Raw genomic sequence first — 26,112 nt, 5'->3', positions numbered from 1 at the left:
ACTTTGCAACAAAATTACCTCTATATGTATACAAGAATTATTTTCTGCTTTCTGTCTGTTTTTCTCTTTTGCGCCGTACCTGCACAGACCTATGAAATCCGGTATGTCAGTTCTTATAACGGTAAGGTACAGACAGATCAGCCTTCTCCCGTAATATGGGTCAATGAAAAAGAGAATTTTATCCTGAATACTACTATTAAAGAGCAAAAAAGCACTTATCCTTTTGAAATCATTAAAATTGAAAAGCCTTCCAATACGGTTATTTCCTATGCTTTTTTAAAACCTGAAAACATTATTTCAAGCTCTGACCCTCAATCTGTAGGAAAACAGGCTTTTGAACTGACTGATGAAACTAAGAAAATACTTGGATACAGCTGCAAAAAGGCGATTACCAAAGTTAATTCAAATACAATTGAAATCTGGTATACACAAGACCTGAAATTAAAAGGAGGACCTTCTGTATTAGGTCAGGATTTAGGATTGGTTTTAGAAGTAGAAAGAAATAAAAACTCATTAATCACAGCTGCTTCCATAAAAAAAATAAAAAATACAGGAATTGATAAGATCATCAATGCACCGGTACAATCTACCGACCAGCTTGGATATAAAGATCTTCTCTGGAAAAGCAGATTCACAACATTGAATGTTTTTGATCAGGAAATCATCAATTTTTCTGATACATCCAGATCTGATGCAACAATAAAGAGATATGCAAACGGCACCATCATATTAAAAAAGATCAGTTTTCCGGCTATTACAGAGGGTGAAAATATTTTTGCAGAACTTAAACAACAATCAAATGGCGACGCTTACGACAGGACCGGAACAGTGTTCTTTATTCCGCAGGACAAAACATTATCCTTCTTTGACGGTTTGGAAAAGGGGGCAAAAGTGCTTCCTGCTTTTGACAACGGAAACGGAAAATTATATTACGGAGTAACCGCAACAGACCATTATAGTCCGGCTGTAGAAATGATGAGATTTTTCACACCATTCGGGATTCAGCATTTTAATCATATACAATTAAAAAATAAAAACTGGCATACGGTGAACCCATACCGGCAGGATATTACAGAGTTAAAACCGTTCTTATCCGGTAAGGAACTCTGGATAGGAGCTTTTATTGGTAATTATGATAAAGGAGGACATAAAATCAGCCTTGAAATAACAATTCATAAAAGCGATCAGGCAGTTCACAAAAATAATATGGCAGTCCCTTTATTCAACACCCTGAATATTATGGAAATGGCAGGACAGGATTACTCTACAATGTTTAACCGGGAAAACGGGCTTTGGGTTGACTTTACGGTAAAAAAAGATATAAAGAACGCCCGGCTCAGATATATCACTACGGGCCATGGCGGCTGGGAAAACGGGGATGAATTTGTTCCGAAAATTAATTCTGTTTCTTTAGATGGGAAAGCCATATTCTCTTTTATTCCATGGCGGACCGATTGCGGATCTTATCGTTTATATAATCCGGCTTCGGGAAATTTTCAGGACGGCCTTTCTTCTTCTGACCTCAGCAGGTCAAACTGGTGTCCCGGCACTGTTACCAATCCTGATTTCATTCCTCTCGGAGATCTGAAAGCAGGAAAGCATACCATTCAGATAAAAATTCCTCTCGCCCCTACAGAAGGAACAAGCTTCAGCTCATGGAATGTTTCAGGAGTTTTATTAGGTACTGAATAAAAACAAAACCTTCTTGCATGAGAATTGCAAGAAGGTAAAAACACAAATGATGAAAAAAAATTATTTCGAGCCACAAAGTAAAGACTAAAATTCATATAATTAATTACCATATATTAATAAATATGTCATTTTAATTTTGTATAGAGGTAAGGTGGCTTTTATACAAGATTGAAACAGTGAAAAAAATCAATATAAAGCAGTTAATTTTACACTGATAGTTAAAATTTTTAACCAAAATAAATAAATTGATTAAAAATTTTAACTTTTAAATATTTTTTATTGTTATTTATAAACAGCTATTCTACTTTTGCTTCATAAATAATAAGAATATGTGTGGAATTGTATGTCTATTTGACGCAAAACAAAAAACTGAAATATTAAGACCCCAGGTTTTGGAGATGTCAAAAAAAATCCGTCACAGAGGACCGGACTGGAGTGGAGTTTTTCAAGATGATAAAGTAGTCTTTTCTCATGAAAGGCTTGCGATCGTGGATCCCACTTCAGGAAAACAACCTTTATTTACCAAAGATGGAAAAATAGTATTAGCCGTAAACGGCGAAATCTACAACCATAGAGAATTAAAACAGGAATTCCCCGATTATGAATTTCAAACCCAATCTGACTGTGAAGTCATTTTAGCACTTTACAGAAAGTATGGAAAAGACTTCGTTGAAAAGCTGAACGGAATTTTTGCTTTTGCATTATATGATACAGAGAATGAAGTTTATCTCATTGCCCGTGATCATATGGGGATTTGCCCTCTTTATCAGGGATGGGATAAAAACGGTAATTACTATGTTGCTTCCGAGCTGAAAGCTTTGGAGGGAGTATGTAAGACAATAGAAACATTTTTACCCGGACATCTTGTTTACAGCAAAGATGGAAGCGGGCTTCAACAATGGTATAAAAGAGATTGGGAACGCTATGATCATGTTAAAGATAAGGAAACCGATATTAACCGACTGAGAAAAGGGCTTGAAGATGCAGTTCACAGGCAATTGATGAGTGATGTTCCTTATGGCGTTCTTCTTTCCGGAGGGTTGGACTCATCTGTGATCTCTGCTATTACAGCAAAATTTGCGAGACAGAGGATTGAAAGTGGTGATACGCAGGAAGCATGGTACCCGAGACTTCACAGTTTTGCGGTAGGTCTTGTAGGATCACCCGATTTGGCAGCTGCCCAAAAAGCGGCAGAGCATATCGGATCTGTTCATCATGAGGTAAACTTTACCGTTCAGGAAGGGCTTGATGCTGTCCGTGATGTAATTTATCATCTGGAAACCTATGACGTAACAACCATCAGGGCATCTACTCCCATGTATCTTTTAGCAAGGGTTATCAAGTCTATGGGAATAAAGATGGTTCTTTCCGGAGAAGGCTCTGATGAGCTGTTTGGCGGATATTTATACTTCCATAAAGCTCCTGATGCCAAAGAATTTCATGATGAAACCGTAAGAAAGCTAAACAAACTTCATTTATATGATTGTTTAAGAGCAAATAAAGCATTAATGAGCTGGGGAATAGAAGGCAGGGTTCCCTTTCTTGATAAAGAGTTTATGGATATTGCAATGACCCTTAACCCAAAAGATAAAATGGTTGATACAGCAGAAGGAAAGATTGAAAAATGGGTGCTAAGAAAAGCATTTGAAGATATTCTTCCGGAATCCATCGTATGGAGACAGAAAGAACAATTCTCTGATGGCGTAGGATATTCATGGATCGATACTTTAAAAGAAGTTGCTGAAAGAGAAGTTACTGATGAAATGATGGCCAATGCAAGGTTCAGATTCCCGCTAAACACCCCTCAAAATAAAGAGGAATACCGATACAGAACAATATTTGAGGAACATTTCCCAAGTGAAACTGCTGCTGCTACAGTCCCATCCGTTCCGTCCGTTGCCTGCTCTACTCCTATTGCTTTGGAATGGGATGAAGCTTTTAAAAAAATGAATGATCCAAGCGGAAGAGCAGTGAAGGTACATGAAACGTCATATGAGTTATGAGTTATGAGTTGCGAGTTATAAATTATGGGTTATGGGTTATGAGTAGTTTTATGATGAATAATTAATTTGTTATACCTTCTCAAACTTCAGATTTGAAATCTAAATCATATTTTATCAATCCTGTAGCAATACAGGATTTTCTTTTGAATTAACGGCAATAATATTGACAGAATTTAACTGACAATCAAAAATAATATCTAATAAATAATTATATTTGGAAAACGAAAATATCAATTATAAAAAAATGAGAAGAAACCTTACTGTTTTATTTGCCTTATTATTCATAAGTTTCGCTTTTGGGCAAGGAAAATATGGCAAATATCTTAATTCAAAAAAGCTTGCTCTGGCTTATAAGAGCGTAAAAGATGCTGACAAGGAGGACTATTATCAACAATTCTACTGGCTTGTAAAAGCTGAGCAGCTTAAAACGTATCCTCACCTTAAAGATGTAAAACCTGTTGTTTTATATGAATTTGTAAAAAAAGTAAACCCTCAGAATCCCACTAAAAAACTGGATGACAGAGGTAAAGAATTGAGAGCAACTGCAGAATTATCTTTAAATCAATATTTTAAAAACAAAAAATTTGAAAATAATTCCGTTTTAATGTATAACCTTGAAACCTATGTAGATCCTTCAAAAGGTCAGTATTATACGAAAGTGGATCCTGAAAAAATCAAGGAGCTGGTTCCAAAAGAATTGTTTGCATTTAACTCATACAACAGAAACATCGGAGAAGAAAAAACTTATTATCTGTGGATTGATAAGAAAAAGGATGATTTTAATATTGTAGACATTATTCCTGATGAAAAAGAGGATAAAGCTTTTTATACAAGATTAAGACAATATCTTCCCCATTATAAATTTTCAAAATATGTTCCTTCTGTTAAAAAAGGAAATAAATCAGACAAAACCGATATAGATTACTATTATATAATGCCGTTTGAACAGAATACAGATAACATTGAATACAAAACAAAAGATTTCAAAACATACATACTAAGTCAGTACAGAAAAGCTGGTGACGAATGGAAAGGAGTAGAAAAGCCAAGAAAATAAATCAAAAAGTCCTGTGATATTTCGCAGGACTTTTTTAATTTTATATAGATTTCCTCATCTAAAGATCAAACTGCTTAAAGCAAGCAGTCTTTTCAATTAAATAAGTCTGAAAGTTTATTAAACATTTCAGCCTACATAAAATGACAGAAACAACAACTCCACAACAGGCCTCAATAAAGAAAATCCTTCCACTGATTCTGGCTACGGCTATTTTTATGCAAATGCTGGATTCAACTATCCTGAATACGTCCCTGCCTTCGATCGCAAAAGATCTTCAAGAATCTCCGCTTAATATGCAGAATGCCATCATCAGTTATGTACTGACATTAGCCGTTTTCATGCCGGCAAGTGGCTTTCTGGCAGACAGATTCGGAACAAAAAAAATATTTATATTTTCTTTAATATTATTCAGTCTGGGTTCTCTGTTCTGCTCTTTATCTCAAAATCTTACTCACCTGGTAATATCAAGAGTAATTCAGGGAGTCGGAGGAAGCCTTATGACACCTGTCGGGAAATTAGCCCTGATTAAAACATTTGATAAAAACGAGCTGCTTAAAGCAATGAACTTTGCAATCATTCCCGCACTTATTGGTCCTGTTCTGGGTCCGTTGGTAGGAGGGTATATGGTAGATTATCTTTCATGGCACTGGATCTTTCTGATCAATATCCCGATTGGTATTCTGGGAATTCTTTTAGGATTAAAATTTATGCCCAATTACAAATCTGATGATGTAGATTTCGACCTTAAAGGTTTTTTAATTTTTGCAGCAGCTTCTCTTCTTCTTTCCGTTTCACTCGAACTTTTTGGGGATATTCAGAATATTACCCCCGTTCTTCTGGTATTCATTTTAGGCTTTCTATTCCTTTATTATTATTACAAGCATGCGAGAAGAGAAGGAAATCCTATTTTCCCGTTAAGCTTATTTCAGGTTAGAACTTTCCGTGTCGGAATTATAGGAAATCTGGCTACAAGACTAGGAATCAGCTCTGTCCCGTTGCTTCTTCCACTGATGATCCAGATTGCTTATAAACAGTCAGCAGTTACTTCCGGATGGATTATAGCGCCCATGGCACTAACTGCAATCTTCGGGAAATCCTCTGTTATAAAAATCCTTGATAAATACGGGTATCGGCAGACATTGATGGTAAATACCTTCATTATCGGAACCTTGATCTGCATGCTGGCTATTCCGGATATCCATACTTCTTTATACTGGTTTGTTCCTATTATTGCCGTCTTAGGATTTTTTAACTCCATTCAGTTTACTTCAATGAATACAATTTCCATTGCTGATCTCCGGAATTTTCAGACCAGCAGCGGTAACTCATTGTTATCGGTCAATCAGCAGCTCGCTATCGGTTTTGGAATTGCTTTCGGATTAATTGTTTTAAAGGTATTTGAAAATACAGATCTGATTAAAGGTGAAATTCACAATGCTTTCAGGTATACTTTTCTTACAGTAGGAGTATTAACAATTTTATCCGGACTCGTTTTCAGAAGACTTCATATTTCCGACGGGAAGAATATGAAATCGAAAGAAGATTAAGTCTGTTGATTCTATTATCCAGATTACCTCTCTGCTTTTTCTTTCCTACGAACTTATCACAGATCAATGTATTTTGTTTTTAGGGGTAATATTTTTGTATCTATAAAATCAACAATATTATGGCAACTAAAAAAACAGAAATGGTAGTATCACCAAAACCTGCTCATTTTGTAGGTGATGGTTTTAGAGTTCATAATTTTATTCCAGGCGTACATGGATTAGACATGAAACGAATGGACCCGTTCATTATGCTGGATTACAATTCAAAGTTTCATTTCAACGGTTCAGAAACCCCCAGAGGTGTCGGTGTCCATCCGCACAGAGGATTCGAAACTGTAACAATAGCTTATAGTGGTAAAGTAGAACATCATGACAGTGCTGGCGGCGGAGGTATTATCGGAGAGGGTGATGTACAATGGATGACAGCTGCAAAAGGTATCCTTCATAAAGAATATCATGAAACGGAATGGTCAAAAAAAGGAGGCATTTTTCAAATGGTCCAGCTTTGGGTGAATCTTCCGGCAAAGGATAAAATGAGTACTCCGAAATATCAGGCTATTGAAAATTCAAAAATGGAAAGAGTGGACTTAGGTGAAAATGGAGTTATAGAAATTATCGCAGGAGAATATAACGGACATAAGGGCCCGGCTTCTACTTTTACACCTGTTCATATGATGAATGCAAAGCTTAAGGCAGGCGGAAAGGCAGAATTTAATTTCCCTGCCCGTTTTAATACTCTGGCACTGGTTATTGAAGGGAATATTATTATCAACAAAGAAGAGAAAGTAAAAACAGATCATCTGGCTTTATTCAAAAATGAAGGTGAGACCTTCACTATTGAAGCCGGCGAAGATTCAGTTGTTCTGATCCTCAGCGGAGAACCAATCAATGAACCCATTTATCCTCACGGTCCGTTTGTTATGAATTCAAGAGAGGAAATCATGCAGGCATTTGAGGACTTTAACACCGGGAAATTTGGTTATCTTGAAGATTGATAGAATTAAGTTTATCTTAATCTTTAATTGCTTCTTTTTTCTTAACTTTATATATTATAAACTAAATAAATTAACTCATAAACTTGATATTTATTGCATTTTTTTCGGCAGTAAAATATCATAATAATTATACAAATTGTCATTCCCTGAGAGTTCAGGCCAAGCAGAGATCTCAGGGAATGATGATTATACCTACTAATCGCTGCCCTTTTGAAGTGCATCAATTTAATATAAGAATTATGAAACCCGAATTTGAAAACATCCCCCTTGTAAAAACAGACAAAAGATTTGAAATAAATATCAACGGACATTACGCATTTATAGATTACCGTGAGACCACTCACCAGATTGCGTTAATACATACTGAAGCAGAACCGGAACTGGCAGGAACAGGAGCTGCAGCAGCAGTGGTAGAAAAAACTTTACATTATATTGAAGAAAGTGGTAAAAAGCTGTTACCATTCTGTCCTTATGTTTTTGCTTATCTTAAAAAACATCCGGAATGGAAACGTATCGTTGATGAAAAATTTGAAGGTTATCATCAACTTTAACCCCTTACCAAACATTTTATTTACAAACAATCTTAAAACGCATCAGTTTATTATGTCAAATATTGGACTTATCATAGAAGAAAAAGCTGCAGATATAGGAAATTTTTTAGTGGGAAGACTTTTGCCTTTCCGTGAAAAAAGAGCAGTTGGACCATTTGTTTTTATTGATCATATGGGACCTTCCGAACTGAAAGATTACCAGAATCTTGATGTTCCACCTCATCCACATATCGGATTATCAACATTAACCTATCTGCTTGAAGGTTCTATTTTTCACAGAGACAGTATAGGAAGTGCAATCGAAATCAAGCCAGGTGCTGTTAACTGGATGACTGCAGGAAAAGGGGTCGTACACTCAGAAAGAACTCCGGAATATTTAAGGCACAGCGATAAAAGGCTTCACGGATTTCAGATCTGGGTAGGTCTTCCCAAACACCTTGAGCAGTCTGAGCCTACTTTTCACCACATTGAAGCTGATGAAATTCCTGTTTGGGAAGAGGATGGAATCCAATATAAACTTATTGCAGGTGAAGCTTTCGGAAAAACATCACCAGTACCTGTACACAGTAAATTGTTTTTCATTGAAATCAAAACCAGGGAACCAAAGAAAATCAGCATCGGAAAGGATCTTTACGGAGAAGCGGCTATGTACGTCCTGGATGGAACCGTCACCACTGACGGAAATTCTTACGGTTCAAAACAGCTGATGATCGCCAAAGACACCACACTTTGTGAATTTGATATGAGCGAAAATGGTACAGTATATCTTTTTGGTGGCGAACCTTTTGATGAGGAACGTTTCATATTCTGGAACTTTGTAAATTCCGACAAAGAACTGATTGAACAGGCTAAAGTAAACTGGAACGATCAAAATCATAAAGCTTTTCCTCTGGTTCCCGGGGATGAGCAGGAATATGTTCCTCTGCCAAAAGCAATTTTAAACAGAAAATGATAAGTTTCACAATTATAAGGCCATGAAAATACTAGCATTTGCAGGAAGTACTTCTTCCACATCAATCAACAGAGAACTGGTAAAGTTTGTTCTAAAGGATTTTAAAGATGAAGAAATCAACTTAATTGATCTTAATGACTTTAGCATGCCTGTTTTTTCCGTAGACCTTGAAAAAAAAGGATTTCCGGATCAAGCACACCAGTTTTTAAAGGCTATTGAAGACTGTGATGTTATTATTTGTTCTCTGGCGGAACATAACAGATCTTATAGTGCTGCATTTAAAAACACCTTCGACTGGGCTTCAAGAATCAATGTAAAAGTCTTTCAAAACAAGCCTATGCTGTTGATGAGTACATCTCCAGGCGGGTATGGTGGCGGAAATGTCATGAATACGGCTAAAACATTTTTTCCACAGTTTGCCGCTGATATCAGAGACACTTTTTCATTACCAAAATTTTACGAAAATTTTGACTTTGAGAGCGGAGTAATTAACCCTGATATGCTAAATGAACTGAAAAGCAAAATTGCTAATTTTAAAAATCAGGTTATGAATACAAAATCTCAGAATTGAAACAGACAAAAATCCTGATAAACCATTATATTTAACGTTCCCGGAATGGCTACTTCATTTTTTTATCCTTATATTGCCTCTCACATAGCTGATTCCGGATATCATATAATCAAAAATCATTTAAAGAAATTAATATGGAAATACACGAATATCTCAATGGTGACATTACTGTCATCTGGCAACCACAAAAGTGTATCCACTCAGCTGTTTGTGTAAAGATGCTTCCCAAAGTCTATAATCCAAAAGAAAGGCCTTGGATTAAAGCTGAAAATGCGACACCTGAAGAACTAAAGAAACAGATCGATCAATGCCCGTCAGGAGCATTAAGTTATAAATTCAACAGACAAAAATAATGGCAGTAACGGTAAAAGCAAGTTTAGGAAAAACAAAATATTATACAGAGGTAACAGCCGGTGACAATAAGATCATTACTGATGAACCTACAGATAAAGGGGGACAAAATAAAGGCTTTAATCCTTTGGAAATACTGGCCACTTCACTGGCAAGCTGTACAGCTGCTACTTTGAGAATGTATATTGAAAGAAAAGAATGGAATGTGGAAAATATCAATGTAGAAGTTGAGCTTGAGAACTTCCCGCTTACCAAAAGAGCCGTTTTCAAAAGAGCCATCAGCTTTGAAGGAGTTCTGGATAATGAACAGATGAAGAGGTTACACACTATTGCTGACGCCTGCCCTGTTCATAAAATATTAACCAACGACATAGAAATACTAACTAAATTCTCATAATATGATCGAAGTAAAACAAAACAACGACGAAAAACACGGAAGTTTTGAAGCTTTCATAGATGGAAAACGTGCAGGAATGATGACCTACACATGGGCCGGAGAAGAAAGATTTATTATAGACCACACTGAGGTGGAAGAAGCCTACAATGGAAAAGGTGTAGGAAAAGAAATGCTTTTGGCTGCAGTAGATTTTGCAAGGAAGAATGAGAAAAAGATCATTCCTCTCTGCCCTTTTGCTAAAGCAAGTTTCCAAAAGAGTCAGGAACTGCAGGATGTTTTGGTAAATTGACCCTGATTCCACCCTTACAATATAACCTTCCTGAATATTCCGGAAGGTTTTTTTCTTTCCTTCTATAACTTCCGTTTTCCTGCATCAGGACATGCCTTTTATTCCATCATATTATTGATGATTTTTGGAACACAGAGGTTTCAGCAGAAGAGAAAAAAACTATATTTGCTAAAATTTAATTTAAGCATGAATTCAGGAACGATCCTTTTGCTGTTTGTTTTTATTTATTTCATTGGTCTTTTGGTAATTTCTTATTTTACCAGCCGGAATTCCGACAATCAGTCATTCTTTATTGGTAACAAAAAAAGTAAATGGTGGCTTGTTGCATTCGGAATGATCGGAACCAGCTTAAGTGGAGTTACATTTATTTCAGTGCCCGGAACGGTCGGGAAGATGACCGGTACGGAATATATTTATGGCGGATTCGAATATTATATGATGGTGATCGGATTTTTCATTGGATATTTTATTGTAGCTGCTATATTGCTTCCTTTGTACTATAAGATGAACCTGACTTCCATTTATACCTATCTGGGAAAAAGATTCAATGTGGAAGCACATAAGATCGGGTCCATATTCTTTATTATTTCAAGAGCGATCGGGGCAACAGCAAGGTTATACCTGGTGGTGAATGTCTTACAGATTTTCCTTCTCGAAGGATTAGGGGTTCCGTTTTGGGTAACTTCTATGGTACTTTTACTGATGGTACTTCTCTATACTTTTGAGGGCGGAGTGAAAACGATTGTGATTACAGATACTTTACAGACTTCCTTCATGATTATCAGTCTGGTAGCCTGTATTGTTTATATTTTATCCAATCTTAATATGTCTTTTGGTGAAGCATATACAATTCTGGAACAGAAAAATTATACCCACTTCATCAATTTCGATCCTAATTCCAAGACATTTTTCCTTAAAACCATTCTGGGTGGAATATTCATTACGATTGCCATGACCGGGCTGGATCAGGAAATGATGCAGAAAAATATTTCTGTAGATAATCTTAAAAATTCAAAGAAAAACATGTTGACTTTCGCTGGAACTCTTCTGCTGGTTAATCTTGCCTTCTTATTTTTAGGTGGTTTACTTTATCTTTTTGCTTTGCAACATGGAGCAGAATATGGAACAACAGGCACAGACCCTGTAAGCAATATCTTCGGTTTCAGAGATGCATCAGGAAACATAACGAATATTATGGGTGATGATCTTTTTCCTGCGTTATCTCTTAACGGCCATTTCCCAATGATGATCTCAGTTATTTTCATCATTGGATTAATATCAGCATTATTCCCTTCTGCAGATGGGGCTTTAACGGCAGTAACAAGCTCGTATTGTGTAGATTTATTAAATCTTAATGAAGACAAGACCAAAACTGAAAAAGAGAAGAAAAGCCTGCGTATGAAAGTACATTTAACTTTCACTGTTATGTTCTTTATCCTGATCATGGTGTTCAAAGCTCTGAATGACAAATCTATTGTCTACCTGATCATGGAAATTGCCGGATATACGTATGGACCATTATTAGGACTTTTTGCTTTCGGAATCTTCACCAAGTTCAAAATTTCCAAAAAATATTCAATCCTTAAGGTAACTATTTTAGCACCTATCATCACTTATTTAATCAATTTTGCAGTAACCTCTTATACAGACTACAGAATTGGTGTTGAGCTGATTGTTCTTAATGGATTATTGACATTCATCGGCCTATGGCTGGTGAAGGATAAACAGTTTTTAAAAATCGTTTAATCTAAAGTAACCAAAATATCAGTAATGAAATTATTCGTTTTTCTATCCTGTTGCCTGTTTGCCGGTATATTTGTAAATGCACAGAGTGCTGTTGATTTTGCCAATCTTACAAAATATAAAGATGACAACGCGGGTATTTTAAGCTCAAAGAAAAAAGTGGATGTTGTCTTTATGGGTAATTCCATTACAGAAGGCTGGGTAAAGAGCCATCCTGAATTTTTTTCTGAAAACAATTATACAGGCAGAGGAATCAGCGGACAAACCACATCACAGATGTTGCTTCGTTTTCAGAGCGATGTTATCGCTTTAAAGCCGAAGCTGGTCGTCATTAATGCCGGAACCAATGACATTGCTCAGAATACAGGCATTTATGACCCTGATTTCACTTTTAACAACATCAAAGCTATGGCTGATATTGCTCAAAATAATGGGATAAAAGTAATCATTGCTTCTGTTTTACCCGCAGCAGCATTTCCATGGCGTAAAGAAATAACCGAAGTATCTCAAAAAGTAGACGCCTTGAATAACAGATTAAAGCAGTATGCAGGCAGCAACAAATTCATATTTGTAGATTATAATACGGCAATGCGTGATGCAAAAGGTGGAATGCGCGAAGGTCTTTCAAAGGATGGCATCCATCCGGTTCCTGCAGGATATGCAATTATGGAACCTATGATTAAAAATGCAATCAATAAAACACTAGGAAAAAAATAAGAGTTTAAAAATTTTAAAAAAATATTTTATTAACTATGAAAAAAATTATTTCGCTTTTCATCTTTGTAATAACATTTGGATGCGTAGCTGCCCAGGAGAATTTTGAGGTATCTACTTTAAGAATAGGGCCATTCAAGATTTTTATGGAAAAAAGTGAGGCAGAAAAAATTGCCGGTACTAAACTGAAAATTTCTGATGGAGAGCAAAAGAATGGAGTAAAATACAATGGAGAGCTTATCAATATTGAAGTTTTCCAGGGTTATGGCGGAGAAGCAAAACCAGACGCTGTTACGATTACAGGAATGACCACCACCAGTAAAAAATTCAGAACAAAAAGCGGAATGGGTGTTGGAAGTACCCGGGATGAACTTATCAATACCTACAAAAATTATCCCATATTCAGTGTTCGTCCGGAAGTGGATGATAAAGGCAAACGTATTAAAGATGCAGGATATTTCAATATTGAGGACTATGATGCCGGAACGCAGTTAACATTTAAATTTATTAATAATATTGTCACAGAAATTACAGTTTACCTTAATGAAGGCTGTTAATTACATAATCTAATAGCTTAAATCCGGGTACAAAATCCGGATTTTTGCATTTCCATAAGCCAAAAAATTGTAAATTCGCAAGCAAATAAATCAGATATAATGAGTAAAAGTATTGAAGAGTTAAAATCTCTTACTACGCAGATCAGAAGAGACATTTTAAGAATGGTTCATGCTGTTAATTCAGGACACCCTGGTGGAAGCTTAGGCTGTACAGAATTTTTTACAGCACTTTACGGAAAGGTGATGAACTACCATCTTCCTTTTACCATGGAAGGCAGGAATGAAGATCACTTTTATTTGTCAAACGGACACATTTCACCGGTATTCTACTCTACCCTGGCAAGATTTGGTTTCTTTCCGGTAGATGAACTGAGAACATTCAGAAAGCTGGATTCAAGATTACAGGGACACCCTACTACCCACGAAGGATTACCTGGTATCAGAATCGCTTCAGGATCTCTTGGACAGGGGCTTTCTGTGGCTCTTGGCGTAGCTGAAGGTAAAAAATTAGACGGAGATAAATCTCTTGTATACACTCTTCACGGAGATGGTGAGCTTCAGGAAGGTCAGATCTGGGAAGCTTTGATGTATGCTGCAGCTAAAAAGGTAGACAATATCATTTCTACAATTGATTACAATGGTCGTCAGATTGATGGGGATACAGATGATGTTTTAAGCCTGGGAAATCTTCATGCTAAACTTGAGGCATTCGGATGGATTGTTTTAGAAGAAAAGAATGGTAATGATCTTGAGGCAGTGATCGGTATCCTTGAAAGAGCAAAAGCTGAAACAGGTAAAGAAAAGCCGGTAGCAATCATCCTTCATACAGAAATGGGTTATGGTGTGGATTATATGATGGGAAGTCATGCATGGCATGGTAAGGCTCCTAATGACGAACAATTGGAAACAGCCTTCAAACAATTATACCTTGAAGCTCCTGCAGATTACTAATATCTTAAATCTCGATTAAAAAAATAAAAATGAAATATACATATACAGAAAAAAAGGATACGCGTTCAGGATTTGGAGCAGGGCTGGCTGAATTAGCAGACAAAAACCCTAATGTAGTAGCACTTTGTGCAGATCTTATCGGTTCTTTAAAAATGGAAAAATTCATTGAAAAAGCTCCGGAAAGATTCTTCCAGGTAGGTATTGCAGAAGCTAATATGATGGGATTGGCTGCTGGTCTTAGCATCACAGGAAAAATTCCTTTTACAGGTACTTTTGCCAACTTCTCTACTTCAAGGGTATACGACCAGATCCGTCAATCTATTGCCTATTCAGGGAAAAATGTAAAAATCTGTGCATCTCATGCAGGTCTTACATTAGGGGAAGATGGGGCTACGCATCAGGTATTGGAAGACATCGGTATGATGAAGATGCTTCCGGGAATGACTGTGATCAATCCTTGTGATTATAACCAGACAAAGGCTGCTACTATCGCTATCGCAGAACATGAAGGTCCTGTATATTTAAGATTTGGAAGACCTACTGTTCCTGTTTTCATTCCGGAAGATATGCCTTTCGAAATTGGAAAAGGGATTATGTTACAGGAAGGAACTGATGTAACAATTGTTGCAACAGGACACCTGGTATGGGAATCTCTTGTAGCTGCTGATGAGCTTGAAAAAGAAGGAATTTCCTGTGAAGTAATCAACATTCATACAATCAAACCTTTAGATGAGGAAATTATTTTAAAGTCTGTTGAAAAAACAGGTAAAATTGTTACTGCTGAGGAACACAACTACCTTGGTGGGTTAGGAGAATCTGTTGCCGGAATGCTTGCAAGGAGAAGACCTACAAGACAGGAATTTGTAGCTGTAAATGATACGTTCGGAGAATCTGCAACTCCTGCTGAATTAATGAAGAAATATAAAATTGATGCTGCAGCAGTGAAAGAAGCTGTAAAGAGAATCTTAGCTAATTAAGAAGCAGCAATTATATAATATAACCCGGCTGGTTTATATTAACCAGCCGGGATTTTTGTTGGAATCAATATTGATTGTTGTTCTGTTTTATAACGACTCTGTCAAAAATTGTTTAATGTTTTACCACACTCCAGAAAGAGAGCGATTGTACCTATAGTTGTCATGTTTATTAGCTCTACCCTTCTTTTCGCTATCTATTATCGTTCACCCTCATTAACAGGAAATCCAACAGCAATTAAAACGGGATATAAGATTTCTTTTATATACTCATCTTCCCTTCTGCCAGATGCTTTTGACCCTGAAAAATAATTACTGATTCTGTAGTTTTTCACAAATTGATTTCTCTTTTTCCCTATTGAATAATAATATCCGCATCTTTCATCATTTACAAAATAGGTCATCTCATCAAAGCTCATTAGTTTTCTCGAAAGTAATAGTTTTCTGTAAATACATTTCTCCGACTTATTAAAAATATATTTTACAGGAATTCTGAAAAAAAGATCAAACAGGAAGTAAATCATATAAACTATCCATAATCCCATTGTTATCTTAAACTGGTCTCCTGACATTTTATCCAGGAAATAGTAAATAATAACAGGAAGAGTGACTACTCCCAGTATCAGCCACCATATCAAAGTATGCAGAAAACTATAATCAGGCATAAAGCTTATCTCACTACCATTTTCTTCAAACTTATAGCGGTCGATTATATTCATGATTTAATCCGTTACTATTCATAATATCTTCTGTTTCATTCACCATTTTCTGTATTCCTTTGTGGGTCAGTGATTGCCCTATCGTAAGCTGCTTCTCTTTGCCATCAACTTCAAAATACATAGACAACATAACATTTGTGGTGATAAAACCCATATATTTGGTCGCAAGAACATGGAAGTGTCTGAAATTCTCAATGGGATATGTTCTTGCTGAAACAAAAATTGTATGTTTTCCGGTAATAGTCTTCCGGTCCGTATCAATAATGAATTTTTTGGTAAAGAAATTGATCATAATGAGTGCTACCACAGCAATAATAACATAGCTGACAATTCTTGTATTATTAAAAATGAGTCCCGCAACGGTCAGGAGAAGAATACACAACACAGTTATAAAGACCGGCTGATTTTTAAAAATATACCGGTTTCCTTCTTGTTTATAATGTTGATACTTTTTCATATTAATGTAATTTATTTAATAGTTATTTTATCTTTCAATTTCTTTAGTAGCACGAAACCCTCACTAAAAAAAGTTTTCATCTCATTTTTTTCAGGCTTTCCACTTTTAAGCATTGTTCCAGAAGCAATTCAAGATGCTTTTGTGTATTGATTTTTTTTTCCTTCTTTAATAATACCCTTTAATTCTGCTGACCATCCCGAATTCCGGACAAACTGAGAAAAATTTCCGTTTCGATATTGGCTGGTATAGTAATCAAGGTAATAACTGATCTTCAATTTTTCTCTGTTAATCCACAAAAGTATTATAACGATCAAGGACATATCCTGCTTCTCTTTCCAGGTTATCAAGATCCCGGTTGAGTTCCTGATTATTTTCATTCAGACTTCGTTGTACGATTCTCATTTTACCCAGAAAATCATTTATGGAACTGTTGAATGCCCGATAACTTCTTTCCTTTTGCTCCTCTGAGGACGGTATCTTTTCGTTGATATTTCTTTTATATAATTTTTCCATCTGCTGATACTGGCTGGAAAATATATCTTTATAAACATTGATATCAGTCACATTATAAGACTCATCTACTATCTTCTGAGCCAGCTCCATGGTTTCTCTGGAATAGATAATTTGTGTTTTAAGCGGGTGATCCTTAAGCACCTCTATTTCAGCTTTATCTGCTCTGGGGGAAAGTTTGGTAAATAAATCATTCGCTGCAGTACGGTTTTCTTTGATAAGTATTGCAGCTTTTTCTTTAATATCAGCAATTTTCTTTCCCTTATCATCCTTCCAGTCTTCTGCCAGTTTGTAAGTTTCCAGTTCTTTTTTTAATATTTCCAGGTGAGTCATTGTATCTTTCATTTTATCAACAAGTCTCTGAAAATCTTTCCCTAATATATCCGGAGCCTTTAATTCCTGATGGGAGTATATCATTATTCCGGGAGTGAAAATCGGTGCAACTCCTGAAAACTGTGGATTTACTGTTACACTTTTCACATACTCTTCCATTTCTGCTAATGAATTCTGAAAATTTTCAACAAAGTCTGAATGTTCATCATCCATTTTTACTACTTTGTTATTAAAAGAAATAATATCTCTGTTTGTATCTCCTGAATTAGCATTGAAAGGATTTACCTGTTCTGTATTATTTTTTGAAAACCTTTCTTTTATTTTCTCCAGTTTATTACATGATACAATAGATATGCTCAAAACGAGTATTCCTATGATCAACATTGATCTTTTCATAATTCTATATTAATTGTTAAATAGGTGTTTGTACTCAAGACTTAGATATTATCTGATAAAAGAGAATTTATCTTCAAAGATTTTTCCGATCAATGGCAAGGGTCTTTCAACATTATTGGCAGCATTTATAATTCCAATAATCATCAGTATCAAAGGAATGAAACCCAATAGCCCGAGAATTCCAACTTTGGTAACCATTAATATAATATTGAGAATGATGGATAATGCAATAGAAAAAAGGATTAATCCAGGGACTGTTTAAGATGGTATTTTAAAAGGCTGTTTGCTTTTTCTTTTCCTATGACGAAAGAAATTAACCATCCGAAAAGAGTGATGTAAGAAATAATTGATAATGTTTTGTTGTCCATAACCGTAAAATTTAAATTAATATTCTATAATTTTTTCTGACCCAAAATTGCATCAGAAAAACAGTTTTACGTTTTTTTCTGCAACTACAAAACATCTTCAACTCAAATTACAGGCGACTACAAAACGTCTACAAAAACAATTAAAACATTAATTTACAACTATTTAACAATAACATCTGTTTCTGCTTTTTCGGACAGAAAATTGATAGGTGTCTACAATTTTTGTACTTTCACCCTATGAACCTGAAGTACTCACTTTTATATTGCATACTTTTTATCTGTGCCTTATATCCTGCACAGAATACCTTTATTGGTGATCTTAAAAATAAATTGAGCAAAGAACCTGTTTCTTCTGCAGAAAAATTTAAAATATACAATGAACTTAGCGAATATTACAGAGTTAGTGACCAATACCCTACAGCCGAAAAATATGTTCAGAAACAAATTGAACTTGCTAAAAAGGAGCAAAATTATACTGAAGAAGTAAAAGCTCTTACCCAAAAAGGGATTATTAAACTTAATCAGTCTGAATATGATAAAGTTCCTCCAATCATAGATGCAGCAAATGCTATTGTTCAAAAAAGAAATGATAAAACAGCAGCATTGTATGCCAGTTATCTGAATATCTATTACAGAAATGCACTTGGCGAACCTGAAAATACAATCAAACTGATTCAAAAAGTTCTTCCACTTGTTGAAAAACAGCCTTCTGAAATCTTATTAAATGCAAAGCTCAATTATCTTCTCTACGGAATATATACAGAATGGAATGACGCTGAAAATGCCACAAAATATGCTAAAAAGTCCATAGAGCTAACTGAAAAGACAGAAAATAAAAATCTGCTCAGTTCCGCTTATTCAGCTCTGGCTGTTTGCTATTCCTTTCGGTATGAAAAAAGCGGAGATTTAAAAGATCTGAAACCAGTTATAGAGATGTGCAGAAAGGCTGTTGGGTTATATCATCAGTTTCCTGGCCATGTTTCAGCCCATGTGCATGCAATGGCATTGCTGAATCTTATTAACTATTATTTGAGTTATCCGGATATTACTCCTGAAATCCGTAAGGAGATCCAGAATAATGCCAACGAAATATTAGTTCTTACCCAGCATACAACTCTTAACCAGAGTATACAGGCAGGTGCACTTGGCGTTCTGAGTAATCTGGCCTCACGGGATCGTAATGATGCTTTATCAGAACAATATCTTTTAAAAGCAGAGCAGATTTTGCTGACACAGCATCCGGTATATTACCATGTCATGATCAATGTGGTAAAAGATCTTGCCCGGTTGTATGCCAAACAAAACAATTTTCAAAAAGCCTATGAATATGAGTCAAAAGTAACAGAATACAGCAATCTGCTCTTTGATGAAGGACAGGCTGAAACAGCAAAAAGACTGGAAGCCCAATTTCAATCCCGGAAAAAAGAATCCGAACTCAGATCCCTTACAGAAAAAACAGCCAGTCTTAAAAAAGAAAAACTGCTATACATCGGTTTGGGAATCATCGGTTTGATTGGAGCTTTCTTTATGTTTCTTTCCTATCATTTCAAACTTCGGTATTCTATAGAAAGAGAAAATAAGCTTGACACAGAAAAGCACGAGGCAGAAATGCAGATTAAATTTCAGAAGGAAGAACAGGCAAGATTAAGGGCTGAACAGGAGCTCCTTACACTTCAACAGCAAAAACTTCAAAGCGAAGTACTTGCCAGTCACTTACATATTCAGCATAAGAATAAAGTCCTTCAGCAGCTTCAAACCCAACTTTCTGATACGGACATTAATATTCATCAGGTAGTAAAAGCACAAAACCTTGTAGATAATGACTTTGAAAAAACCAAATTCAGGATTCAGGAGTTGCATCCTGATTTTTTCAAGAGCATCAATGAAAAAGCTATGCAGAAACTAACATCGCTGGATTTAAAATACTGTGCTTATATTTACCTTGGATTGGATACCAAACAGATCGCCAATCTTCTCAACGTAGAACCTAAAAGTGTAAGAATGACCAAGTATCGATTAAAAAAGAAATTCGGACTGGATAAGAATACAGCACTGGATTCCTTTTTTCAAAAAGTATTCACGGAATAATACAGCTTTAAATATCTTTACTATCTATTAAATCCTTTCAATCCAAAAGATTATTTAAAGAACTTCCACTTCGGAATAATGGCCAGCATTCCAAACCCAGTAAAAAGAAAAAGATTGGTAACATCTGTGTACAAAAATGTAGAAAGATAATAATTGTGCATAAAAAAATGCAATACCAACAGTGTCGGAAACATAAAAATTCCAATTTTCCTGTAGAAGAACATCAGTATCAGCCCGATCATCATCAGCACATCAATGGAAAAGATGATATAAAAATACCATCTGGGTATTTCAAGGTATTCATGCTGTAAATATTCATCAACATCAATCCCCAGCCCCATGACAGTAAACAACATCAAAGCGGCAAAAGCCAGTATAAATCCCCATCCTTTTTTAGGATCTTCATCAAAATAGCTATATTCTTCCATAGGTACAAAAATAAAGAACTTATGAGAGATTTCATAAGTTCTTTTATAATAATTCGTTTAAAATTTGAACTAGATAGAGATAGCGTTAATCAGTCTGTTTTTGTCACTCAAGTACTCTTCCATAGAAATCATACTTTCTGTTCTCATTACATCCTGAATATCATCTATCTGATAAATAATTCTTTTAGCATCATCTGTATTCTTAGCTCTTACTTTACAGAAAATGTTATATTTCCCTGAAATGACGCTGGCTTCAATTACGTTAGGAATAGTTGACAATTCTTTCAGTACTTCCTGAGTACGGTTTGATTTTGTCAAAAGGATTCCTATGAAAGCTGTAAAGTGATAATCCAGCTTACCATAATCGATATTAAGAGATGATCCCAAAATAATACCTGCATCTTCCATCTTTTTCACTCTTACGTGAATTGTTCCAGCAGAAACATCCATCTGCTTTGCAATTTCTGTAAAAGGCATTCTTGTGTTTTCTACTAAGAAATCAAGAATCTTCTTGTCTATTTCGTCCAGTTGATAGTTCATATTAGTTAAATTACAATTTTTTTAAAAAATCTATGTATTTTTTGCAAATTTATAAAAAATAATTTAACTAAAAAAATTATATCAAATATTAACAATAATTAACACGGATGATAAAAATCATTAAAATATTCTAATTATTTACTAGTCGATTTTATAGAATCTGTTTTTATTTCAGCTTTCTCTTCTGAAACTTTTTTATCTTTTTTCTTCTTTTTAAATAAAGAATTAAAGCTTTTGCTCCACATAACTCCCATTCCATAGGCCTGATTTGCAGAACCGTTTGTGCTGACCATTCCTATATTAGTAGGCTTTGAATATCCTCTGAGGATTAAGCTGCCGTCATTTTTCTTAGAAAGATCATACTCAACAGATCCTTCTCCTGAAAGGTAATTATTTTGTGTGCTTTCTGTTTTTGTTAACGGAATTCCCAGACCTGTTTTAATATTGACCCTTGGAGAAAGGGCCACACTCACCCCGGCATTTGCCCGGTCTCCGATATTAGCATTCTGATCCCCTTTTACATAGTTCAGGTCAATCTGAAATTCGTTACTCATCGTATTAAGAACTGATCCCAATTGTTTAAGGAGCATATTATATCCTGATGATTCCGCCACATTTCCTACATTCACGTCCACACCTCCTGTATTGGAAACATTAAATGTACTCAGAAGCAATACGGAACCAAACTGGAGCACCTTCTCTCCTTCCTGGCTCATTTTAGCAGCTAAAGTTTCTCTTACCTGGCTGGAAACATCCAGCGCCGTTACATTAAGATCTACTTTGGGATCAACAAGAGACCTTGTAATATTAGCCTGTAATAAAATACTGATAGGCTGGAGTTTTCCCATACTCAGATATTCTCCGGCATTAGAAACCATTCTTACATAATTGGCAGTAATATCCAATGCTGGTTTCATTGCATCTCCATCCCATCTGATGCTGCTGTTCTTTTCAATCTGGAATGTTTTATTAAGAATAGCTTTGGAAACAAATGTTCCGTTATCTACTTTATATGTCCCGTTCATTGCAATGTTCCCCTGTCTGTTCATCTGGAATTTCAGGGGATCAGCAATACCTTTGACCGTAATATTTCCCACATCATCACCAATAAGGACATTTACCGTTGTTCCTTTATCTACAGCCAGATTAAAGTCAATATTCATATTTGCCCCGGATTTTTTTTTCTCTTCCAGGGTAATAAGTCCGTCTTTTCCTTCCTTCAGGAATCTCAGCATTTTAAACTCTTCAACGTTTGAAGTTGATCCTGAATTAAAGGTAAAAGTACTTCCGTTCAGTGCTTTCATATTAGGAGTAGTAATACTTAGTCCCGAAACCGGACCATCAACGTAAAGGTCTCCTTGTCCGTATACTCTTCCCCAGAACAAATCAAAATCTTTCTGAGTAGTATTTAGTACCAATAAGTTATCTGCTCTCATTACCAGGTTAACCCCCATTGAAGAAAGTGTTTCAAACTGAATCGCTCCCGATATATTCCCTTTGGAATTAGATCTTCCGTCATGTACTTCGATATTGTTGAGGATTGCAAGACCTCTTGATAACTGAATCACAGTATCATCAAATGAATAGTCTACTCCTGTGAATAGTAATTTTAACCCAAAGTCTTTTAATGCAATATCTCCACTATAATCCAGATCATTAAGCTTGCCGTTAATTTTAAGGTCTCCGGTTGCTTTTCCCCGCATGTTGGCAAAAACAGTCTGTACAAACTGCTGTGTAAATGAAAGGTCAAAATCACGCATTTCCGCAGTAAGATCAATAACGGGTGTAGCTGTATTATTATTAACAGTACCTGTCAGATTCAGGCTATTATTACCAAGCACTCCCGCTGAATTTACTTTTACATCAATATCATATACATTCAATGAAAATCCGTTTGTCGCAGAAATGGTAATATCTCCCATATCGTTACCATTCATTTTGATATCATCAATCGTAAGATCTACCAATGGCTGCAGGGTACTTTTATCCATTCTGATTTTCACACTTCCGTTGGCAAGCCCTTTAATATCCATCCCATTTCCACCGGATTGCATCTCAAGAAGTTTTTCTATTGCAAAATCATCAATATCAGCATCTACATAAAAGTCTTTAGCCGATTTAAATTGTGCCTCTTTAATAAATAATGCACTTTTATCTGAATAAATCCTCAGGTTTCTGACATCAAAATCTCCGGTTTTCTTCCTGTAGGTAATAGAATGATTTAATTCCGGACTGGTATCTATTGCCCATGTAACCTCATTGAATTTAACTTCTGTAGGTTCAAACCTGAAAACATAATCACCTGCAGCGTCTGTTGTCTGATCCACATTGATCGCATATTCCTTCAGCCTGTCTTCAACTTCATCTTCCGGGCTTCCATGTTTAAATACAGTAGATAAATGTAAGGTATTATTGTTTTCATTATTCCCTTTAAGCTCGAAGTCTTTAATTATATTTTTATTATAGAGTAAACGGCTTACTTTTGCATACAGCTGCCGGTTAAGATCTCCTGTATTAATTCTCACCTGAACACTATCTACCAGGGCACTATCCCTGCTGACGCTCTTCCTGTCATTGATTTTATAGTCAGGATTGGCTGCTGCCAAAGCTTTATCAGCATCTGTAATCTCTTCTTCCTTGGACATGATATATTTTAAAGATGCAGCATCAATATTCAGAATCAGATTATTTGAATTTCCATCATACTCACCTTCTACTTTAGCACCATTAGGTATTTTAAGGTCTGGTAAAAAATAATTCACAAGTCCCTGCTGTACATCAAAATTGAGTGCAAAATTCTGTCCGCGGTACAATTTCCTTGGTGGTGGCCCAACCAATATTCTGCCTACTCCATTTTCTACCATTCCGGCCAGATCTGCAAGACTGTACCTTCCTGAAATTTTACCGGTAGCTGCTCCCGGAGCATCCACATCAATAACACGACCTCCGGCATCAATGAATGTTTTTAATTTGGCTGCAGGAATAGCATATTTTTGGGTAGCCGTGGCAAATTGCAGATCCGTGGCATTCACATCTAACGTAAGGTCATTAATTGATGACATCGACATTTTACCATCAACCTTACCGCTTACAATCTGATTCCCAGGCTTATTGGTAAAATAATTCATATTAAGATATCCAACATCAGCATTGACATCCATCGCCACTTTTGCTGTGCTGAAATCAATAAGTCCTTTAATGGTAGCTTTTGCCTGTTCATCATTTACAGTTATAAGCCCGTTATATTTTTTATGGTCAAGTAATCCATCCAGATACAGATTTCTGATCACCTTATCCATAATTTCAATACTTGTAACCTGTGATTTTGTTGTAAGACGCATCGTATTAACATCAAAACTTTGTCCATTAAGATCAAATTTACCAGAAATTAATCCTACGGTTTTATTCTTGGTTATTACAGATGTATTAAGATCTTTTACCTCAAGATTCCCCGAATATTTAGGCATAGAAGTACTGTAACCCGTCAGTGAAAGCTTTGATATTTTAGCCTGCCCGATACCGGTTAATAAATTCCCATTTTCAACAAATACCAGATCCGGGGTCACCTTTGCTGTTCCATTATATTTCAATTTACCGAAATCATCAGCAAAATTCTTCATTTTTTTAGAAATAAATGATGGCATCATTGCTTTTAAATCCTTATAGGTAAAGTCGGTAGAAAGATTTTTAGTTTCAATCAAAAAATGTCCATTCAGTAAGTTATCTACTTTCATGGTCTTTGTTGCAATATTAACATCCGGATTTCTGATCAGAAAATTTTCAAGGTAAAACTTATTTAACGGGCCTGTCATTTTTCCTGCAATATTGAAAGGCTTAATATTGTCCCAGCTGGTTACAAAATAACTGATGTCATAACCACTTACCTGGCTACCCTGTTTAATATTCATATCCCAGCGAACCTTATCTGCAAAATCTGCCCAGGAACCATCATGAAGATTAAACTTAATATCTCCCTGAAGTAAAGTATGATCTGTATTGAGAGTAAGATCTTTTAATGATAAAAATTGTTTGGTCAGAGAAAGTTCCGTTGAAAATGTATCTACAAAATGAGATTTACCCCATCTTGAGGTAACAAATGACATATTATTGATCAGTGCAGATATATTAGGACCGTTAACTTTTACATTAGGTGCTTTTAAATTAAAGTTTGTTGCAGTTAACCATTTTCCAGGCTCACCAGGAGAATTCAGGTTGACAATAGAAACTTTAGAATCCAGAATCTGAACTCTGGAATTCAGCTCGAAAGGAGGTTTTTTGGGATCTCTTTTTTTTCCACTGTCGAAAAGTTCGGTAAACCTGATAAAATTAGAAATACTGTCCCCTTTATAGGTAATCACTTTTATATCAGCATTCACCAAGGTTAGAGAATTAAAACTCAGAGAATTACTTTTACCTGATATTGCATTAACGGCAAGTGACATCCAGTCTGAGTCAGCGCGGAACTCACGGGCTTTTATAAACTCAAGGCCTTTATAATCTTTAACCTTCAGACCTTTTATGGTTACATCCCCAAAATAGTTTACATCCACACTTTCTGTGGACATTTCAGCCTTAAAATCTTTGTTGACAATCTGAAGAGCCTGATCTGCAGCCCATTGCTTTGTTACCGGAAGATTAATGGCAATGAGTACTCCTCCTATCAGAATAATTCCAAGCCAAAAAAGAATTAAAAGAAGTTTTGCCCACCAGGAGTAACTGGTTACATCTTTCACAGCCTGTTTTCCAAATTCTTCTGCCGTTTCTACAGGATGATGAATAGCATCCGAAGCAAGCTCAGAAGCCTCCTTCACTGTTTCACGCACTTTTTCCTCTACATTTTCAACAGTTTTCTGTACCTGATCCCCTAGGTTTTCAGCTACTGATTTTTTATTCTCATTCTCGTTATTATTCTCTAACTTTGCCATTATT

At 35.8% G+C, this 26,112-nt stretch carries 26 protein-coding genes; 17 read left to right on the top strand and 9 right to left on the bottom strand.

Annotated features, from left to right (window positions below; translation table 11 throughout):
- Positions 1-24 precede the first annotated feature (24 nt).
- The 16 genes from DRF59_RS09655 (at position 25) to DRF59_RS09580 (ending at position 15,347) form a co-directional block, all read left to right on the top strand.
- Positions 25-1,692, top strand: a complete 1,668-nt coding sequence (locus DRF59_RS09655) for a GLPGLI family protein (protein WP_115959105.1) — start codon at positions 25-27, stop codon at positions 1,690-1,692.
- Positions 1,693-2,021: 329 nt separating this feature from the next.
- Positions 2,022-3,695, top strand: a complete 1,674-nt coding sequence (gene asnB, locus DRF59_RS09650) for an asparagine synthase B (protein WP_115959103.1) — start codon at positions 2,022-2,024, stop codon at positions 3,693-3,695.
- Between the two features lie 214 nt (positions 3,696-3,909).
- On the top strand, positions 3,910-4,752 hold the full coding sequence (locus DRF59_RS09645; RefSeq protein WP_241505517.1) for a hypothetical protein: 843 nt from the start codon (positions 3,910-3,912) through the stop codon (positions 4,750-4,752).
- A gap of 140 nt (positions 4,753-4,892) precedes the next feature.
- On the top strand, positions 4,893-6,299 hold the full coding sequence (locus DRF59_RS09640; RefSeq protein ID WP_115959099.1) for an MFS transporter: 1,407 nt from the start codon (positions 4,893-4,895) through the stop codon (positions 6,297-6,299).
- A 119-nt stretch (positions 6,300-6,418) separates the two neighbouring features.
- Positions 6,419-7,294 carry a pirin family protein gene (locus tag DRF59_RS09635; RefSeq protein WP_115959097.1) on the top strand — a complete coding sequence of 292 codons (876 nt, stop codon included), beginning with the start codon at positions 6,419-6,421 and terminating at the stop codon, positions 7,292-7,294.
- A 239-nt stretch (positions 7,295-7,533) separates the two neighbouring features.
- Positions 7,534-7,845, top strand: coding sequence for a GNAT family N-acetyltransferase (locus DRF59_RS09630; RefSeq protein WP_115959295.1), 312 nt, complete (start codon positions 7,534-7,536; stop codon positions 7,843-7,845).
- 52 nt (positions 7,846-7,897) lie between these two features.
- The gene (locus DRF59_RS09625) at positions 7,898-8,797 is read left to right on the top strand and encodes a pirin family protein (protein WP_115959293.1); all 900 of its coding nucleotides are present in this window, start codon (positions 7,898-7,900) and stop codon (positions 8,795-8,797) included.
- A gap of 22 nt (positions 8,798-8,819) precedes the next feature.
- Complete coding sequence (locus DRF59_RS09620; RefSeq protein WP_115959095.1) at positions 8,820-9,368, top strand: NADPH-dependent FMN reductase; 549 nt, start codon at positions 8,820-8,822, stop codon at positions 9,366-9,368.
- Positions 9,369-9,502: 134 nt separating this feature from the next.
- The gene (locus tag DRF59_RS09615; protein WP_185144915.1) at positions 9,503-9,721 is read left to right on the top strand and encodes a (4Fe-4S)-binding protein; all 219 of its coding nucleotides are present in this window, start codon (positions 9,503-9,505) and stop codon (positions 9,719-9,721) included.
- Positions 9,721-10,116 carry an OsmC family protein gene (locus tag DRF59_RS09610; RefSeq protein WP_115959091.1) on the top strand — a complete coding sequence of 132 codons (396 nt, stop codon included), beginning with the start codon at positions 9,721-9,723 and terminating at the stop codon, positions 10,114-10,116. Before DRF59_RS09615 ends, DRF59_RS09610 begins: the two co-directional genes overlap by 1 nt.
- A 1-nt stretch (position 10,117) precedes the next feature.
- Positions 10,118-10,405, top strand: coding sequence for a GNAT family N-acetyltransferase (locus tag DRF59_RS09605; protein ID WP_185144914.1), 288 nt, complete (start codon positions 10,118-10,120; stop codon positions 10,403-10,405).
- A gap of 186 nt (positions 10,406-10,591) precedes the next feature.
- The gene (locus DRF59_RS09600; protein WP_115959289.1) at positions 10,592-12,151 is read left to right on the top strand and encodes a sodium:solute symporter; all 1,560 of its coding nucleotides are present in this window, start codon (positions 10,592-10,594) and stop codon (positions 12,149-12,151) included.
- A gap of 24 nt (positions 12,152-12,175) precedes the next feature.
- Complete coding sequence (locus tag DRF59_RS09595; RefSeq protein WP_115959089.1) at positions 12,176-12,865, top strand: SGNH/GDSL hydrolase family protein; 690 nt, start codon at positions 12,176-12,178, stop codon at positions 12,863-12,865.
- A 35-nt stretch (positions 12,866-12,900) separates the two neighbouring features.
- Complete coding sequence (locus tag DRF59_RS09590; RefSeq protein ID WP_115959087.1) at positions 12,901-13,419, top strand: hypothetical protein; 519 nt, start codon at positions 12,901-12,903, stop codon at positions 13,417-13,419.
- A 66-nt stretch (positions 13,420-13,485) separates the two neighbouring features.
- Positions 13,486-14,370, top strand: coding sequence for a transketolase (locus DRF59_RS09585; RefSeq protein ID WP_262510618.1), 885 nt, complete (start codon positions 13,486-13,488; stop codon positions 14,368-14,370).
- 29 nt (positions 14,371-14,399) lie between these two features.
- Complete coding sequence (locus DRF59_RS09580) at positions 14,400-15,347, top strand: transketolase family protein (RefSeq protein ID WP_065396745.1); 948 nt, start codon at positions 14,400-14,402, stop codon at positions 15,345-15,347.
- 197 nt (positions 15,348-15,544) lie between these two features.
- Here the strand turns inward: DRF59_RS09580 and DRF59_RS09575 are convergent, their stop codons facing one another.
- The 6 genes from DRF59_RS09575 to DRF59_RS21185 form a co-directional block, all read right to left on the bottom strand.
- Positions 15,545-16,063 (bottom strand): hypothetical protein, encoded by a 519-nt coding sequence (locus DRF59_RS09575; protein ID WP_241505516.1) that lies wholly within the window; start codon positions 16,061-16,063, stop codon positions 15,545-15,547.
- Positions 16,041-16,520 (bottom strand): hypothetical protein, encoded by a 480-nt coding sequence (locus DRF59_RS09570; protein WP_115959083.1) that lies wholly within the window; start codon positions 16,518-16,520, stop codon positions 16,041-16,043. The genes DRF59_RS09575 and DRF59_RS09570 overlap by 23 nt, the downstream gene beginning before the upstream one ends.
- Before the next feature lie 128 nt (positions 16,521-16,648).
- The gene (locus tag DRF59_RS21320) at positions 16,649-16,840 is read right to left on the bottom strand and encodes a DMP19 family protein (RefSeq protein ID WP_456151696.1); all 192 of its coding nucleotides are present in this window, start codon (positions 16,838-16,840) and stop codon (positions 16,649-16,651) included.
- Positions 16,806-17,759 carry a DUF3829 domain-containing protein gene (locus DRF59_RS09565; RefSeq protein ID WP_115959081.1) on the bottom strand — a complete coding sequence of 318 codons (954 nt, stop codon included), beginning with the start codon at positions 17,757-17,759 and terminating at the stop codon, positions 16,806-16,808. Before DRF59_RS09565 ends, DRF59_RS21320 begins: the two co-directional genes overlap by 35 nt.
- Positions 17,760-17,807: 48 nt before the next feature.
- Positions 17,808-17,957, bottom strand: a complete 150-nt coding sequence (locus DRF59_RS21090) for a hypothetical protein (protein WP_241505515.1) — start codon at positions 17,955-17,957, stop codon at positions 17,808-17,810.
- Positions 17,958-18,001: 44 nt separating this feature from the next.
- On the bottom strand, positions 18,002-18,127 hold the full coding sequence (locus DRF59_RS21185) for a hypothetical protein (protein ID WP_262510612.1): 126 nt from the start codon (positions 18,125-18,127) through the stop codon (positions 18,002-18,004).
- A gap of 237 nt (positions 18,128-18,364) precedes the next feature.
- Here DRF59_RS21185 and DRF59_RS09555 point away from each other — a divergent pair, with 237 nt between their 5' ends.
- Entirely contained in the window at positions 18,365-20,215 is a 1,851-nt protein-coding gene (locus tag DRF59_RS09555; protein ID WP_115959079.1) for a tetratricopeptide repeat protein, read from the top strand.
- A 50-nt stretch (positions 20,216-20,265) separates the two neighbouring features.
- Here DRF59_RS09555 and DRF59_RS09550 read toward each other — a convergent pair whose 3' ends face one another.
- The 3 genes from DRF59_RS09550 to DRF59_RS09540 form a co-directional block, all read right to left on the bottom strand.
- A complete protein-coding gene (locus tag DRF59_RS09550; RefSeq protein WP_115959077.1) occupies positions 20,266-20,643 on the bottom strand; it encodes a hypothetical protein in 378 nt (125 codons plus the stop codon).
- A gap of 69 nt (positions 20,644-20,712) precedes the next feature.
- Positions 20,713-21,183 (bottom strand): Lrp/AsnC family transcriptional regulator, encoded by a 471-nt coding sequence (locus tag DRF59_RS09545; protein WP_034682046.1) that lies wholly within the window; start codon positions 21,181-21,183, stop codon positions 20,713-20,715.
- Between the two features lie 134 nt (positions 21,184-21,317).
- Complete coding sequence (locus tag DRF59_RS09540; protein ID WP_115959075.1) at positions 21,318-26,108, bottom strand: translocation/assembly module TamB domain-containing protein; 4,791 nt, start codon at positions 26,106-26,108, stop codon at positions 21,318-21,320.
- Positions 26,109-26,112: the final 4 nt, after the last annotated feature.

The organism is Chryseobacterium flavum, assembly GCF_003385595.1.
GTDB lineage: Bacteria > Bacteroidota > Bacteroidia > Flavobacteriales > Weeksellaceae > Chryseobacterium > Chryseobacterium flavum.
The sequence above is the reverse complement of the archived record's forward strand: the minus strand, read 5'-3'. Positions and strand labels throughout refer to the sequence as shown.

Excerpts from the sequence above, each read along its gene's own strand:
- DRF59_RS09655 (WP_115959105.1), top strand. The coding sequence starts at position 25 with ATGTATACAAGAATTATTTTCTGCTTTCTGTCTGTTTTTCTCTTTTGC.
- asnB (WP_115959103.1), top strand. The coding sequence starts at position 2,022 with ATGTGTGGAATTGTATGTCTATTTGACGCAAAACAAAAAACTGAAATA.
- DRF59_RS09640 (WP_115959099.1), top strand. The coding sequence starts at position 4,893 with ATGACAGAAACAACAACTCCACAACAGGCCTCAATAAAGAAAATCCTT.
- DRF59_RS09635 (WP_115959097.1), top strand. The coding sequence starts at position 6,419 with ATGGCAACTAAAAAAACAGAAATGGTAGTATCACCAAAACCTGCTCAT.
- DRF59_RS09630 (WP_115959295.1), top strand. The coding sequence starts at position 7,534 with ATGAAACCCGAATTTGAAAACATCCCCCTTGTAAAAACAGACAAAAGA.
- DRF59_RS09625 (WP_115959293.1), top strand. The coding sequence starts at position 7,898 with ATGTCAAATATTGGACTTATCATAGAAGAAAAAGCTGCAGATATAGGA.
- DRF59_RS09620 (WP_115959095.1), top strand. The coding sequence starts at position 8,820 with ATGAAAATACTAGCATTTGCAGGAAGTACTTCTTCCACATCAATCAAC.
- DRF59_RS09615 (WP_185144915.1), top strand. The coding sequence starts at position 9,503 with ATGGAAATACACGAATATCTCAATGGTGACATTACTGTCATCTGGCAA.
- DRF59_RS09610 (WP_115959091.1), top strand. The coding sequence starts at position 9,721 with ATGGCAGTAACGGTAAAAGCAAGTTTAGGAAAAACAAAATATTATACA.
- DRF59_RS09605 (WP_185144914.1), top strand. The coding sequence starts at position 10,118 with ATGATCGAAGTAAAACAAAACAACGACGAAAAACACGGAAGTTTTGAA.
- DRF59_RS09600 (WP_115959289.1), top strand. The coding sequence starts at position 10,592 with ATGAATTCAGGAACGATCCTTTTGCTGTTTGTTTTTATTTATTTCATT.
- DRF59_RS09595 (WP_115959089.1), top strand. The coding sequence starts at position 12,176 with ATGAAATTATTCGTTTTTCTATCCTGTTGCCTGTTTGCCGGTATATTT.
- DRF59_RS09590 (WP_115959087.1), top strand. The coding sequence starts at position 12,901 with ATGAAAAAAATTATTTCGCTTTTCATCTTTGTAATAACATTTGGATGC.
- DRF59_RS09580 (WP_065396745.1), top strand. The coding sequence starts at position 14,400 with ATGAAATATACATATACAGAAAAAAAGGATACGCGTTCAGGATTTGGA.
- DRF59_RS09575 (WP_241505516.1), bottom strand. The coding sequence starts at position 16,063 with ATGAATATAATCGACCGCTATAAGTTTGAAGAAAATGGTAGTGAGATA.
- DRF59_RS09570 (WP_115959083.1), bottom strand. The coding sequence starts at position 16,520 with ATGAAAAAGTATCAACATTATAAACAAGAAGGAAACCGGTATATTTTT.
- DRF59_RS21320 (WP_456151696.1), bottom strand. The coding sequence starts at position 16,840 with ATGTCCTTGATCGTTATAATACTTTTGTGGATTAACAGAGAAAAATTG.
- DRF59_RS09565 (WP_115959081.1), bottom strand. The coding sequence starts at position 17,759 with ATGAAAAGATCAATGTTGATCATAGGAATACTCGTTTTGAGCATATCT.
- DRF59_RS21090 (WP_241505515.1), bottom strand. The coding sequence starts at position 17,957 with ATGGTTACCAAAGTTGGAATTCTCGGGCTATTGGGTTTCATTCCTTTG.
- DRF59_RS21185 (WP_262510612.1), bottom strand. The coding sequence starts at position 18,127 with ATGGACAACAAAACATTATCAATTATTTCTTACATCACTCTTTTCGGA.
- DRF59_RS09555 (WP_115959079.1), top strand. The coding sequence starts at position 18,365 with ATGAACCTGAAGTACTCACTTTTATATTGCATACTTTTTATCTGTGCC.
- DRF59_RS09550 (WP_115959077.1), bottom strand. The coding sequence starts at position 20,643 with ATGGAAGAATATAGCTATTTTGATGAAGATCCTAAAAAAGGATGGGGA.
- DRF59_RS09545 (WP_034682046.1), bottom strand. The coding sequence starts at position 21,183 with ATGAACTATCAACTGGACGAAATAGACAAGAAGATTCTTGATTTCTTA.
- DRF59_RS09540 (WP_115959075.1), bottom strand. The coding sequence starts at position 26,108 with ATGGCAAAGTTAGAGAATAATAACGAGAATGAGAATAAAAAATCAGTA.